This window comes from Cognatiyoonia sediminum, assembly GCF_900129845.1.
Lineage (GTDB): Bacteria > Pseudomonadota > Alphaproteobacteria > Rhodobacterales > Rhodobacteraceae > Cognatiyoonia > Cognatiyoonia sediminum.
Genome location: NZ_FQXB01000001.1, coordinates 1,521,066 through 1,533,265 on the forward strand (window position 1 = coordinate 1,521,066; position 12,200 = coordinate 1,533,265).

General features: G+C 56.0%; 15 protein-coding genes. 8 read left to right on the plus strand and 7 right to left on the minus strand.

The features are described from left to right. The first annotated feature begins 37 nt into the window (after positions 1–37). From BUA85_RS07635 to BUA85_RS07650, 4 genes are all read left to right on the plus strand, one after another. Positions 38–1,021, plus strand: a complete 984-nt coding sequence (locus tag BUA85_RS07635) for a Bug family tripartite tricarboxylate transporter substrate binding protein (protein ID WP_072900218.1) — start codon at positions 38–40, stop codon at positions 1,019–1,021. 287 nt (positions 1,022–1,308) lie between these two features. Continuing rightward, on the plus strand, positions 1,309–1,791 hold the full coding sequence (locus BUA85_RS07640) for a tripartite tricarboxylate transporter TctB family protein (RefSeq protein WP_072900219.1): 483 nt from the start codon (positions 1,309–1,311) through the stop codon (positions 1,789–1,791). Between the two features lies 1 nt (position 1,792). Beyond that, positions 1,793–3,310, plus strand: coding sequence for a tripartite tricarboxylate transporter permease (locus BUA85_RS07645; protein ID WP_072900220.1), 1,518 nt, complete (start codon positions 1,793–1,795; stop codon positions 3,308–3,310). Beyond that, entirely contained in the window at positions 3,303–4,487 is a 1,185-nt protein-coding gene (locus BUA85_RS07650) for a CaiB/BaiF CoA transferase family protein (RefSeq protein ID WP_072900221.1), read from the plus strand. The genes BUA85_RS07645 and BUA85_RS07650 overlap by 8 nt, the downstream gene beginning before the upstream one ends. A 96-nt stretch (positions 4,488–4,583) precedes the next feature. On the opposite strand, the gene BUA85_RS07655 is transcribed toward BUA85_RS07650, so the two are convergent. Then, on the minus strand, positions 4,584–4,808 hold the full coding sequence (locus BUA85_RS07655) for a DUF1150 family protein (RefSeq protein WP_072900222.1): 225 nt from the start codon (positions 4,806–4,808) through the stop codon (positions 4,584–4,586). Between the two features lie 4 nt (positions 4,809–4,812). Further along, complete coding sequence (locus tag BUA85_RS07660) at positions 4,813–5,226, minus strand: Hsp20 family protein (RefSeq protein ID WP_072900223.1); 414 nt, start codon at positions 5,224–5,226, stop codon at positions 4,813–4,815. 153 nt (positions 5,227–5,379) lie between these two features. Here BUA85_RS07660 and BUA85_RS07665 point away from each other — a divergent pair, with 153 nt between their 5' ends. The 3 genes from BUA85_RS07665 to BUA85_RS07675 are packed head-to-tail and all read left to right on the plus strand — an operon-like array spanning position 5,380 to position 7,213. Next, complete coding sequence (locus BUA85_RS07665; RefSeq protein WP_072900224.1) at positions 5,380–5,598, plus strand: YdcH family protein; 219 nt, start codon at positions 5,380–5,382, stop codon at positions 5,596–5,598. Between the two features lie 60 nt (positions 5,599–5,658). Continuing rightward, positions 5,659–6,147, plus strand: coding sequence for a 5-(carboxyamino)imidazole ribonucleotide mutase (gene purE / locus BUA85_RS07670; protein ID WP_072900225.1), 489 nt, complete (start codon positions 5,659–5,661; stop codon positions 6,145–6,147). Next, positions 6,140–7,213 (plus strand): 5-(carboxyamino)imidazole ribonucleotide synthase, encoded by a 1,074-nt coding sequence (locus BUA85_RS07675; protein ID WP_072900226.1) that lies wholly within the window; start codon positions 6,140–6,142, stop codon positions 7,211–7,213. The genes purE and BUA85_RS07675 overlap by 8 nt, the downstream gene beginning before the upstream one ends. A gap of 43 nt (positions 7,214–7,256) precedes the next feature. Here BUA85_RS07675 and BUA85_RS07680 read toward each other — a convergent pair whose 3' ends face one another. After that, complete coding sequence (locus BUA85_RS07680) at positions 7,257–8,009, minus strand: esterase/lipase family protein (protein WP_072900227.1); 753 nt, start codon at positions 8,007–8,009, stop codon at positions 7,257–7,259. A gap of 88 nt (positions 8,010–8,097) precedes the next feature. Between BUA85_RS07680 and BUA85_RS07685 the strand changes: the two genes are divergently transcribed. Then, positions 8,098–8,532: an NUDIX domain-containing protein gene (locus BUA85_RS07685; protein ID WP_072900228.1), complete on the plus strand. Its 435-nt coding sequence runs from the start codon at positions 8,098–8,100 to the stop codon at positions 8,530–8,532. A gap of 2 nt (positions 8,533–8,534) precedes the next feature. On the opposite strand, the gene BUA85_RS07690 is transcribed toward BUA85_RS07685, so the two are convergent. From BUA85_RS07690 to BUA85_RS07705, 4 genes are all read right to left on the minus strand, one after another. Then, on the minus strand, positions 8,535–9,368 hold the full coding sequence (locus tag BUA85_RS07690; protein ID WP_072900229.1) for a DMT family transporter: 834 nt from the start codon (positions 9,366–9,368) through the stop codon (positions 8,535–8,537). Between the two features lie 51 nt (positions 9,369–9,419). Beyond that, positions 9,420–9,905, minus strand: a complete 486-nt coding sequence (locus BUA85_RS07695; RefSeq protein WP_242649006.1) for a GNAT family N-acetyltransferase — start codon at positions 9,903–9,905, stop codon at positions 9,420–9,422. A gap of 181 nt (positions 9,906–10,086) precedes the next feature. Further along, the gene (gene groL, locus BUA85_RS07700; protein WP_072900231.1) at positions 10,087–11,727 is read right to left on the minus strand and encodes a chaperonin GroEL; all 1,641 of its coding nucleotides are present in this window, start codon (positions 11,725–11,727) and stop codon (positions 10,087–10,089) included. Between the two features lie 45 nt (positions 11,728–11,772). Continuing rightward, positions 11,773–12,060 (minus strand): co-chaperone GroES, encoded by a 288-nt coding sequence (locus BUA85_RS07705; RefSeq protein ID WP_072900232.1) that lies wholly within the window; start codon positions 12,058–12,060, stop codon positions 11,773–11,775. Positions 12,061–12,200: the final 140 nt, after the last annotated feature.

Consider the following 12,200-nt stretch of genomic DNA (forward strand, 5'->3'; position numbering starts at 1 on the left):
ATCCGCACTGCGGACAGTTGTCAAATGGGAGGAAATCATGACGACATTCAAACTGGGCCGCCGCGCCCTGCTTTCTGCCGTTGCAGCCTTTGGTCTAGCCGGACCAAGCTTTGCAGACGGCCATCAAGTTGTAGACAGCATCCACTTCCTGATCCCCGGCGGCGCCGGCGGTGGCTGGGACGGAACAGCGCGTGGCACTGGCGAGGCGCTAACAAACGCAGGTTTGGTCGGTACCGCATCTTATGAAAACATGTCAGGCGGCGGCGGCGGTAAGGCCATCGGCTTCCTGATCGAAAATGCGGATAGCAACCACGGTACATTGATGGTGAACTCAACACCCATCGTGATCCGGTCACTAACAGGCGTTTTCCCACATAACTTCCGCGACCTCACGCTGGTCTCTGGCACCATCGGCGACTACGCAGCCTTGGTTGTGGGTAAAGACAGTGACATCAACTCGATGGACGATCTCTTGGCAGCCTATGATGCCGATCCAAGCGCCACCGCGATTGGCGGCGGCTCCGTTCCTGGCGGCATGGACCACCTTGTTGCAGCAATGGTGATGGAAGCAGCCGGCAAAGACGCGTTGGGTGTGAAGTACATCCCCTATGATGCGGGCGGCAACGCCATGGCTGCCCTGCTCTCAGGCGAAATCGCGGCTCTGTCCACCGGTTTCTCTGAAGCCGTTGATCTGGCGAATGCGGGTGAAGTGAAGATCATTGGCGTGACCGCCGATGAGCGCGTCGACGCCTATGCAGACGCGCCAACCATGAAAGAGCAAGGCATCGACACCACCTTCGTCAACTGGCGTGGATTCTTCGGCGCTCCTGGCCTGCCAGATGACAAGCTGGCAATGTATCAGGACGCGATCGCCAAGATGTACGAGACCCCTGAGTGGGAAGAAGTGCGGGCGCGCAATGGCTGGGTCAACATCCATAACCCAGGCGATGATTTCCAAAGCTTCCTGGAAGAGCAGGAACAGGTGATCGGCGATCTGATGAAGAAGCTTGGCTTCCTCTAAATACGGTTTCGCGGACCATGTCCGCGACCGACGCGGGGGGCCAGCCCCCCGCACCCCCCGAGGTATTTTTGGCAAGAGGAAAGGGAGATCTCTTGAGACCTCCCTTCCCAGAGAAAGACAGATCCTTCCCCTTGCACGGCCATCGGCTCCTCAGCCTGTTCCGCAAGATCAGACTAGATCGGATTTGATTAAAATTTTCTTTCCTCTTGCCCAAAATACCTCGGGGTGAATTGAGCCCGAACGGGCTCAAGAGGGGCAGAGCCCCAAAAGAACAAACCGGGGGACACATGGCACTCGACCGATGGATAGCGCTCATTCTGTTGGGCATTTTTGTAACCTACGGCTACGCCGCTTGGTTCACGATGGATGATAACCTCGCACCCTTCATGCGCAGAAACCCTATTTGGCCAAGCACCTTCCCCAAAGTCTTGTCAGTGCTGGGCGTGATCGCCTGTCTGATCGTATTGTTTGGCCTCGAAAAGAGCGAACCCAAAGAACCTGAAATCGACTATAGACGGTTGACGGACTACAATCTCGGCCAAGCCATAGCGCTTCTTGCGCTCATGGTCGTCTACGCTTTGTGCCTACGTCCAGCTGGGTTCATTTTTTCAACATCAGCGTTTCTGATCCTCGGCCCGATCATCTTAGGCGAACGCAACTGGAAAATCATGATACCAGTCGCCCTCACTGCAACCTTTGTCGTTTGGTACCTCGTGCAAGAGGTACTTGGCATCTACATGCGCCCATTGCCGGGCTTTATCGGAGGCTGAGATGCTTGAAGGACTTCTGATCGGGCTCGAAACCGCATTCTCACTCAAGAACCTTTTGATGGTGATCGGGGGGTGCCTCATCGGCACCTTCATCGGCATGCTGCCGGGACTTGGTCCAATGTCGATCATTGCCATCATGATTCCTGTTGCCATCTCCTTGGGCGACGCATCTGCCGCTCTTATCCTACTGGCTGGTGTCTATTACGGCGCGATTTTCGGCGGGTCGACGTCCTCGATCCTGTTGAACGCTCCCGGCGTTGCCGGAACGGTCGCCTCCAGCTTTGACGGCTACCCGATGGCGCGAAAAGGTAAGGCCGGTAAAGCTCTGACGATCGCTGCAATCGCGAGCTTCGCAGGCGGAACACTTGGCGCACTTCTGCTGATGGTCTTCGCCCCCGCCCTTTCCTCAGTGGCTTTGCTATTCCATTCGGCCGAGTACTTTGCCCTCATGGTGGTCGGCCTCTCCGCTATCGCAGCCTTCGCCGGCACAGGCCAAATCGCGAAAGCGATGATCATGACCTTGCTCGGCTTAATCATGGCAACCGTCGGAGAAGGGGCACTTTTTAACTTGCCACGTTTCACCATGGGCATCATGGATCTTCAATCTGGCTTTGGCTTTATTACTCTCGCCATGGCAATGTTCGCCCTGCCCGAAGCGCTCTTCCTCGTACTCAAGCCCAAAGACCTCAAAGGCGACGAAGGCGAGATCAAAGATCTGCGCATCAGCCGCACCGAGGCCAAGGCCATCGCACCGGTCATCGGTCGGCAATCTGTTCAGGGGTTCTTTATCGGTGTCCTGCCGGGTGCCGGCGCTACCATCGCGAGTTTCCTCGGATATGCCGTCGAACGAAACATTGCGCCGAAAGAAGAACAAGAGGAATTCGGCAAGGGATCCATTAAGGGCCTCGCGGCACCGGAAACCGCCAACAACGCTGCCTGCACCGGGTCGTTCGTTCCGCTGCTGACCTTGGGCATCCCCGGCTCCGGCACGACCGCGATTTTGCTCGGCGCGCTTATTGCCTTGAACGTCTCCCCCGGGCCACGGCTGATGATCGACGAACCCCAGATCTTTTGGGCCGTCATTATGTCGATGTTCATCGGCAACCTTGTGTTGCTGATCCTGAACTTGCCCCTCATTCCATACATTGCGAAAGTCCTGGCCATCCCGCGCAACTACCTGATCCCCTTCATCCTCTTCTTTACTCTGATGGGGGCTTACATCGGGCAGAACAACGCGACCGAGTTGTTGATCCTTGTTGCCTTTGGGGTCTGCGCAACGGCGCTCAAATTCGCCGATTATCCGCTGGCACCGTTGCTCATTGGCTTCATCTTGGGCGGCATGATGGAAGACAACTTCGCCCGCTCCATGCAGCTCTACGACGGTGTCAGCTTTATCTGGGAGCGTCCGATGACCTTGGGTCTCTTGGTGATTGCCGCGATCCTTGTGGTTCTGCCGAGTTATCGCGCACGTCGCCTACGCTCCAAAGCGCAGGCAGAAGGTGTGGCGGACGGTGACTAGCCCGCTGAAAGGCGTCCGAGTTCTAGACCTGACCAATGTCTTGGCCGGACCCTTCTGCTGCTATCAACTCGGCCTCCTCGGCGCTGAAGTCATAAAGGTCGAGCGCCCGGGAACCGGTGACCTCGCACGCGAACTTGGCGCGGACCCTGAGCGAAACGCCGCAGGGATGGGGGTTAGCTTTCTTGCCCAAAATGCGGGAAAAAAATCTGTCACGCTCGATCTGAAATCGGACACCGGAAAAGACCTGCTCAAGCGCCTTCTAGAAACCGCCGATGTCTTGGTCGAGAACTTTCGACCCGGAGTGATGGACCGATTGGGTCTCGGCTACGAGGTTCTGAAAGAGGTCAAACCGTCCCTGATATATTGCGCCATCAGCGGGTTTGGGCAAACTGGCCCACGCAAAGATGATCCCGCCTACGATCAGATCGTGCAGGGCATATCCGGCGTCATGTCGATCACCGGAACGAAAGACACCGCGCCTACCCGCGTGGGCTATCCGCTTGCGGATACGACCGGAGGCCTCACCGCCGCCTTCGCCATTTCCGCGGCCCTGAACCAAACGCCGCGCGGCGCATTCCTTGATATCGCTATGTCAGAGGCCGTGATGTCGACAATGGGTTGGGTCGTGTCCAACCACCTAATCGGGGGCGTGGACCCCGCGGCAGACGGTAACGAAAACCCCACCTCCGCGCCTTCTGGAACATTCGAAACCGCGGATCACCCGATCAATATCGCCGCAAACCGAGACAGCCAATGGGCGGCCTTGGCTAAGCACCTGAACCGAGAAGATCTTTTGACGCACCCAGATTATGCCACACGCGAGGACCGCAAACGGAATCGCCATAAGCTACGCACCGTGTTGGAAGAAACGCTTCGGACTTCGCCGGCCGACAAATGGGTCGCGGAGTTGAACGCCTTAGGCGTTCCGAGCGGACCAGTCTTAACCGTTCAAGACGCCCTCAAGGACCCGCAGGCAACGGGTAGAAACCTGACAGCCGCATTTCCGAACGGTTCAGAAATGCTCGAATTACTCGGCAGCCCAATCCTTTTTGGGGATCAACGCCCTCATCCAACAACCCCACCGCCCGATCTCGGTGCCGACAACAATGACGTTTGGGGCATGCTGGGGCTAAGCGAGGAAGATTTGGATGAACTCCGAAAGAGAAAAGTCATCTAAGATTTGACTAAAATTCTCTTTCCTCTTACCCCAAAATACCTTGGGGTGAATTGAGCCCAAGAGGCTCAAGAGGGGCAACGCCCCTCAAACTCGGCTCTAGTGAACCGATACGACCTGCATGTCGTTCTGCGCCGCCAAATCCGCAGCAATCGCCTCATTGGCAACAAGTGCGACTTGCTCACCTTCGGTATTGTGAACGGCAAAGACCGTCCCCAGCGATCCCGCATCTTCACGCACTTCGTCTGGCAAATCAGATGTCGCCACAGGCTTGAGATAGATCATATTTCCCGCAAGGGCTTTCAATTCGTGTTTGCGCTGCATGACGTTACCCTTTCTTAATCTCAATGGTTTGGATCACCTTCTCCGGCACTTGCCGGGTCAGATCGACGTGCAGCAAGCCATTCTCCATGATCGCCTCACCAACATCGACACCATCCGCCAAGACAAAGGACCTCTGGAACTGTCGCGCGGCGATTCCACGGTGCAGGAACATACGCCCTTCACTGTCATCGACCTGACGGCCGCGTATCATCAAGGTATTGTCCTCAACCGTGATCGACAAATCACTGCTGGTAAACCCTGCGACAGCCAAAGTGATCCGATACGAATGTTCGGAGGTTTGCTCAATATTATAAGGGGGATACCCTTCGTTTCCGGTTTTGGCGGTGCGTTCTACCAACCGTTCCAGCTGCTCAAACCCTAACAGGTAGGGGTGCGTCCCTAAGGCAAGTTTCGTCATCAGACACGTCCTTCATAAGCGACATCTCAATTGGCCCCGAAATCGGCGACCTCACTCAAAAATATGGGGTGGAAACGCCAATGCCGCAAGGGCCAACCCCTAGGCGAAAGCCGCTTTATGCCCTATATTTGAAGCGCTGAGGGGCAGTTTGTTATGAATTCATCGTCAGAAATGGACCCGATCGAGGTTTTGCGCGTGAAACTCGAAGTTTTGCGCCGCCAGCACCGTGATCTCGACGATGCCATCGAAGCCCTGCAAGAACGCCGTTCGGCCGACATGTTGACCCTACGGCGACTCAAAAAGCAAAAACTTGGCCTCAAAGATCAAATTGCTGTCCTAGAAGACCGAATTACCCCCGATATCATTGCCTAGACGCATTGCGCTGCGGCGCGGCGCGGCTATAGTGCCGCTTCCTTTGGACAGGGGACAAATATGACTGCAGCAACCGTTGGGATCATTATGGGCAGCCAATCGGACTGGCCCACCATGAAAGAAGCCGCCGATCTGCTAGATGAATTGGGCGTCACCTATGAGGCCAAAATTGTCTCCGCCCACCGCACCCCAGATCGCCTTTGGGATTATGGCAAAACAGCTGTCAATCGCGGCCTACAGGTCATTATCGCAGGTGCCGGAGGTGCTGCACACCTCCCCGGTATGATGGCCTCCAAAACCCGCGTACCCGTGATCGGCGTACCGGTACAAACCAAAGCGCTTTCCGGCGTCGACAGCCTCTATTCTATCCTGCAAATGCCCCGCGGTTATCCCGTCGCCACGATGGCCATCGGCGCCGCAGGGGCAAAAAACGCGGGCCTCCTGGCAGCAGGCATCCTAGCGCTTCAAGACCCCGCGCTGGCCCAACGCCTCGACGCATGGCGCGACGCCCTCTCTGCTTCTATCCCCGACGAGCCTACAGATGACTAATCCCCTTTCAACCGGCGCAACCATTGGCATCCTTGGCGGCGGTCAATTGGGCCGTATGCTCTCGGTTGCAGCTTCCCGCCTCGGCTTCAAAACCTGCATCTATGAACCCGGTGGCGATAGCCCCGCGTCTCATGTCGCCAATTATCATTTCCAAAAGGGCTATGACGATCTCGACGCGCTGAAGCAATTCGCGCAAAGCGTTGGCGTCATCACCTATGAATTTGAAAACATCCCCACCTCAGCCCTCGACGCACTTGAAGCAATCAAACCGATCCATCCAAACCGCACCGCACTGGCCACTAGCCAAGACCGTCTGACAGAAAAAGACTTCCTCGCCAGCCTCGGCCTCAAAACCGCGCCCTACGCCGATGTCACCGATGCCGCATCGCTTGAAGCCGCCATCGCAACCATCGGCACGCCTGCCATCCTAAAAACCCGTCGCATGGGCTACGACGGCAAGGGGCAATCCCGCCTCAAATCTCCCGATGACGCGGTCAAAGCGCTGGCCGACATGAACGGCGCCCCCGCCATCCTCGAAGGCTTCGTCGACTTCAGCCACGAGGTTTCCGTCATCGCCGCCCGCAGCCTAGACGGCGCGGTCTCCTGCTATGACCCCGGCGAAAACGTTCACAGTGACGGCATCCTAAGCACAACAACCGTGCCTGCCAATCTGACATCTGCCCAGCGCACCGATGCCGTGCTGTTGGCCGCGCAAATTCTCAACGCACTGGATTACGTCGGCGTGCTCGGTGTCGAACTTTTTGTCACGCCGCAAGGGTTGATCGTCAATGAAATCGCCCCGCGCGTCCACAACTCCGGCCATTGGACGCAAAACGGCTGCACCATCTGCCAGTTCGAACAACACATCCGCGCCATCGCCGGCTGGCCCTTGGGCGACGGCAGCCGGCATTCTGACGTCGTCATGGAAAACCTGATCGGCGATGACGTCTTGCGCATCCCCGACATCGCCAAAACCACAGACGCCATCCACCTCTACGGCAAGGCCGACGCAAAACCGGGCCGAAAAATGGGCCACGTCAACCGCATCACCGGGCATGCCTCTTAGGCGATACCTCATCGTCTTTTGAGCAAAAAAGACCTAAAGCGTATCAGTCGCTGCCAAAGATCACGTCCGTCAGACTCAAATCGTCGTCGAACTGACCCGTCTGCAAGAACCGTACCGTCTCGGCCATGACCAGAGGATTGTTCATCATAAAAGTATGCGTCACGGGCAAGACCAAATGATCGGTCATGCCCTCCAACTTCGTGCTCTCGACAGAGACTTTCCCATCGTCAGGCCCATCAATCACGGACGAATACACCGGATTGAGCGACGTACGTCCCGCAATGATCCCAACCTCAAAGTCTGGTAATTCCAACTGGTTCGGCACACTCTCGGCTTCGGTACCCAACTGCAATCCAGCTGGTCCATTCACCCATTGAAACGGGTCCCAATCCCCAAACACATCGACAAGCTCTGATCCCCCATTCGGTGGCCCTAGCATCACAACACGCCCCATATCCACGGGCCTGTTATTCGTCAGCCAAGCCCGTGCAAGGATGCCGCCCATCGAGTGCGTTACAAAATGCACTGTGCGATCACCACAGGCCGCGACATCGCGTGCGACATTTTCGTCGACCAATTGCTGGATTGTGTACTCGGTCGAAGGGTATCCCTCATTCACAACCGCATAGCCTTCCGCTTCGAGATAGAACTCCATCGCGGCAAAAGAAATTTCCGACCGCGCCAAACCGTGCAGCAAGACCACACATTCTGTGGCCTCTTCATCTATGTCATCCGCAAAGGTGAAGGGGGTGGTCGCAACCAAAGTGGCTGCACAAAAGAGGAGTAAACGCTTCATATCCCAAACCTAGGGTCCACAGGTCAACTTTGAAAGGTCAGGACAGACTGACCTTGCGTTCTTTTACGCACCAAAGCATGGTCCGACCATGCCTCGTATCGCCGCTCGCGCCATCATTCTGTATGAAGACAAGTTGCTGATCGTCAACGCGTGGAAAGGCCATACCCGCCTTTGGTGTCTTCCAGGTGGCGGTGCGGAAGATCATTCTAGCCTGCCAGAGAACCTTGCTAGAGAAGTGATGGAAGAATGCGGCTTGGAGATCGAGGTCGGCGGCCCCTGTTTGGTCAACGAATTTCATGACCCCAAACGCAAATTTCACCAGATCGAGGTCTTCTTTCGCTGTCGGCTTCTTGATGGCGATCCCTTTGGTCCATGGACAGATCCCGAAGGCATCGTCGCTCATCGGAGATGGGTCACACGGGATGAACTTAAAACCCTTCCGCACAAACCATCTTCATTGGCGGACGTTGCGTGGGGAACGGGCGAAGCCACCTACGATCCCTTGGAACTGATCGTTGAATAGGCCTAGCCGCGCCGCAGCAGCGATAGGCCAATCCCGCCAAGCACCAACAAGCCCGCAATAATAAGGCGCGAGTTTAGCGGCTCGCCCAATAGCGCCACGCCCGCTGCAACGGCGATCACAGGCACGCTCAACTGCGCGACAGCCGCCACCGTGGTCGAAAGCTGCGGGACAACACGATACCATAGCGCATATCCCAATCCCGATGTGATGGCGCCAGAGATGACGGCTGCAATGACGCCTCCCAACGTCATGCCAGTCAGCCCCGCCAAGACCCAAACGACCCCAACAATCGGCAGGCACAGCACGAAATTCGCGGAGGACGCCGCCAACGGATCAGTCGCCTTTTGCCCAATCAACGTATAAGCCGCCCATCCGATTCCAGCCAATGCCATCGCGACTGCGCTTGGCCCATGGATGGGGGCAGACCCGCCGGGCCACAGCAGAATGGTCAACCCAGTGAGCGCAACCGCCGCTCCGATCCATCGCATTAGTGGTACATCATCCCCGCGCCACACCGCGAAACCAAACATGGCCACCTGCATTGCGCCAAACAGGATCAGCGCCCCGAGACCTGCATCAAGCTGGAGATAAGCCCAGGAAAAACCAACCATATAAATCGCCAGAGAGACAGAGCCCGCATAGCTGCGTCCTTGCGCAAACGGGATCGCACCTTTTTGCCACAAAACCAGAAAAGCCAGCATCGCGGCCCCCGCCCCTACACGCACCGTCGCAAAGGCGAACGGGTCCATCCCGTAGGTAAAGACACCAACGCGGCTTAGAACCGAGTTACTTGCAAAGGCGATCATCACGATCACTGTGAGGAACAAAAGTCTCATCCCTCTGCCCTGCCCGCGTGTGCAGCGAAACGCAAGCAAAAGCGCGCCGCCTCACACTCCGTTGAAGGCGGCGGGATAGATCAGTTCTTCCTCAGGCGTCCCATCAACACCGACAAGCATCGTAAATTCGATGGGATAAGGCCCGCTGAGCTTTGCCGCCGCTGACCGATCAAATTCGCATCGCTCGTAAAAAACAGGGTTCCCCAGCACGACCACCGGCGTCGATGTGATCTTCGCCCATTCGGTCAGCATCCCCAACATCCGTTTGCCAAAACCTTGGCGGTGAAACTCCGGGTCGATCGCTACGGGAGCAAGAGCCAACCACCCCTTTGGCTTTACCATCTTTGAGAGCGCAAAATAACCGATGATGTCGTCGCCCATCGGCAAAACCGTTTCGCCTGCAATGGCATTGGCCTTACGCAGCTTGCGCACCAACCACGCCTCGGCATCGGTCTCAAACGCAGCCAGCAAAAGACGCTCAACCGCGTCTTCTTCACCAGGTTTCATATCGCGAATAAATCCAGGTGTTTTTAGCACTGCTCATACCCCTTGCCGCTAGCACGCAGGAATAGGTGGCACAGAAGGGTAACGACAAAAAGCAAAAAAAGGGCGCCTCGTTCAGAGACGCCCTTCTTTTGTTCTGCGGTAACGGCTCTCGGTGAATTCAAGAAATCACCTGTCGCCTTGTCATCGCGTTTGGGCAATGTCCAAGCGGCGATTACATCATGCCGCCCATGCCGCCCATGTCGGGCATTGCCGGTGCGCCTGCGCCTTCTTTAGCTGGCTTATCAGCAACCATGGCTTCGGTTGTGATCAAGAGGCCAGCAACAGAAGCTGCGTCTTGCAACGCTGTGCGCACAACTTTCGCAGGGTCGATCACGCCGAATGCGAACATGTCACCGTACTCTTCCGCCTGCGCGTTGAAGCCAAATGCTGCGTCGTCGCTTTCACGGATTTTGCCCGCAACAACTGCACCGTCGACACCGGAGTTCTCAGCGATCTGACGCAGAGGCGCTTCGATTGCACGGCGTACGATGTCGATACCGACAGTCTGGTCGGAGTTCGCACCTTCCATACCATCAAGAGACTTCGCACCTTGAACCAGTGCAACACCACCGCCCACGACAACACCTTCCTGAACAGCAGCGCGTGTTGCGTTCAGCGCGTCATCAACGCGGTCCTTACGTTCTTTCACTTCTACTTCGGACATGCCGCCAACGCGGATCACAGCAACACCGCCTGCGAGTTTCGCAACACGCTCTTGCAGCTTTTCACGGTCGTAGTCGGATGTTGTTTCTTCAACCTGTGTGCGGATCTGAGACACGCGCGCTTCGATCTCGGCCTTGTCGCCAGCACCGTCAACGATGGTTGTTTCGTCTTTGGTGATGTTAACGCGCTTAGCAGAGCCAAGCATGTCGATGGTGACAGACTCAAGCTTCATGCCGAGGTCTTCAGAGATCACCTGACCACCTGTCAGGATCGCGATGTCCTGCAGCATGGCTTTACGACGGTCACCGAAGCCAGGAGCCTTAACCGCAGCAATCTTCAGACCACCGCGCAGCTTGTTGACAACCAAAGTCGCCAATGCTTCGCCTTCTACGTCTTCAGCAATGATCAAAAGTGGCTTGCCAGACTGGATCACTGATTCAAGCAGTGGAACCATTGGCTGCAAAGAAGACAGTTTCTTCTCGTGCAGCAGGATGATGCAGTCTTCAAGTTCTGCAGTCATCTTGTCGGAGTTTGTCACGAAGTATGGTGACAGGTAGCCGCGGTCGAACTGCATACCTTCAACAACGTCTGTTTCTGTCTCAAGACCTTTGTTCTCTTCAACGGTGATAACGCCTTCGTTGCCAACCTTCTGCATCGCGTCTGCGATCTGACGACCGATTTCAGCTTCGCCGTTGGCGGAGATTGTGCCAACTTGAGCAACTTCGTCAGAGTCTTTGACTTCGCGTGCTGCACCTTTGATAGCGTCAACAACAGCGGATGTCGCCATGTCGATGCCGCGCTTGAGGTCCATTGGGTTCATGCCAGCAGCAACAGATTTCATGCCTTCTGTGACAATCGCCTGTGCTAGAACTGTTGCGGTCGTTGTACCGTCACCAGCTTCGTCATTGGTGCGAGAAGCAACTTCTTTCACCATCTGCGCGCCCATGTTCTCGAACTTGTCTTCAAGCTCGATCTCTTTTGCAACAGATACACCGTCTTTGGTGATACGTGGTGCGCCGAAGGATTTATCCAGAACGACGTTGCGGCCTTTCGGGCCAAGGGTCACTTTGACAGCATTTGCCAGAGTGTTGACGCCAGTCATCATGCGCGAACGCGCGTCTGCGTCGAATTTTACGTCTTTAGCAGCCATATTTCATGTGCTCCAAAAATAAGAATTTCGTGGGAAGGCGTGGCCTTAGGACATAATGCCTAGGATATCGCTTTCTTTCATGATCAGCAGGTCTTCGCCGTCGATCTTAACTTCTGTGCCGGACCATTTGCCGAACAGAACCTTGTCGCCAGCTTTCACGTCCATTGCGATCAGCTCACCGCTGTCTTTGCGCGCACCTGCGCCCACAGAAACAACTTCGCCTTCAGCAGGCTTTTCTTTAGCGCTGTCAGGAATGATCAGGCCGCCAGCTGTCTTCTCGTCGCTCTCAATACGGCGGACAAGAACGCGGTCATGAAGTGGTGTAAATGCCATTTCAGAACTTTCTCCAGTTCGAGTTTCTCTCCCGTTAGCACTCACCTCATGTGAGTGATAACGGCGCATAGTTAGGCATCAAAATGAGACGAGTCAACAATCATTGCCAAAGAAACTTTGGTGACGATTTCACAAAGCTG

Excerpts from the sequence above, each read along its gene's own strand:
- BUA85_RS07635 (WP_072900218.1), top strand. The coding sequence starts at position 38 with ATGACGACATTCAAACTGGGCCGCCGCGCCCTGCTTTCTGCCGTTGCA.
- BUA85_RS07640 (WP_072900219.1), top strand. The coding sequence starts at position 1,309 with ATGGCACTCGACCGATGGATAGCGCTCATTCTGTTGGGCATTTTTGTA.
- BUA85_RS07645 (WP_072900220.1), top strand. The coding sequence starts at position 1,793 with ATGCTTGAAGGACTTCTGATCGGGCTCGAAACCGCATTCTCACTCAAG.
- BUA85_RS07655 (WP_072900222.1), bottom strand. The coding sequence starts at position 4,808 with ATGCAGCGCAAACACGAATTGAAAGCCCTTGCGGGAAATATGATCTAT.
- BUA85_RS07660 (WP_072900223.1), bottom strand. The coding sequence starts at position 5,226 with ATGACGAAACTTGCCTTAGGGACGCACCCCTACCTGTTAGGGTTTGAG.
- BUA85_RS07665 (WP_072900224.1), top strand. The coding sequence starts at position 5,380 with ATGAATTCATCGTCAGAAATGGACCCGATCGAGGTTTTGCGCGTGAAA.
- purE (WP_072900225.1), top strand. The coding sequence starts at position 5,659 with ATGACTGCAGCAACCGTTGGGATCATTATGGGCAGCCAATCGGACTGG.
- BUA85_RS07675 (WP_072900226.1), top strand. The coding sequence starts at position 6,140 with ATGACTAATCCCCTTTCAACCGGCGCAACCATTGGCATCCTTGGCGGC.
- BUA85_RS07680 (WP_072900227.1), bottom strand. The coding sequence starts at position 8,009 with ATGAAGCGTTTACTCCTCTTTTGTGCAGCCACTTTGGTTGCGACCACC.
- BUA85_RS07685 (WP_072900228.1), top strand. The coding sequence starts at position 8,098 with ATGCCTCGTATCGCCGCTCGCGCCATCATTCTGTATGAAGACAAGTTG.
- BUA85_RS07690 (WP_072900229.1), bottom strand. The coding sequence starts at position 9,368 with ATGAGACTTTTGTTCCTCACAGTGATCGTGATGATCGCCTTTGCAAGT.
- groL (WP_072900231.1), bottom strand. The coding sequence starts at position 11,727 with ATGGCTGCTAAAGACGTAAAATTCGACGCAGACGCGCGTTCGCGCATG.
- BUA85_RS07705 (WP_072900232.1), bottom strand. The coding sequence starts at position 12,060 with ATGGCATTTACACCACTTCATGACCGCGTTCTTGTCCGCCGTATTGAG.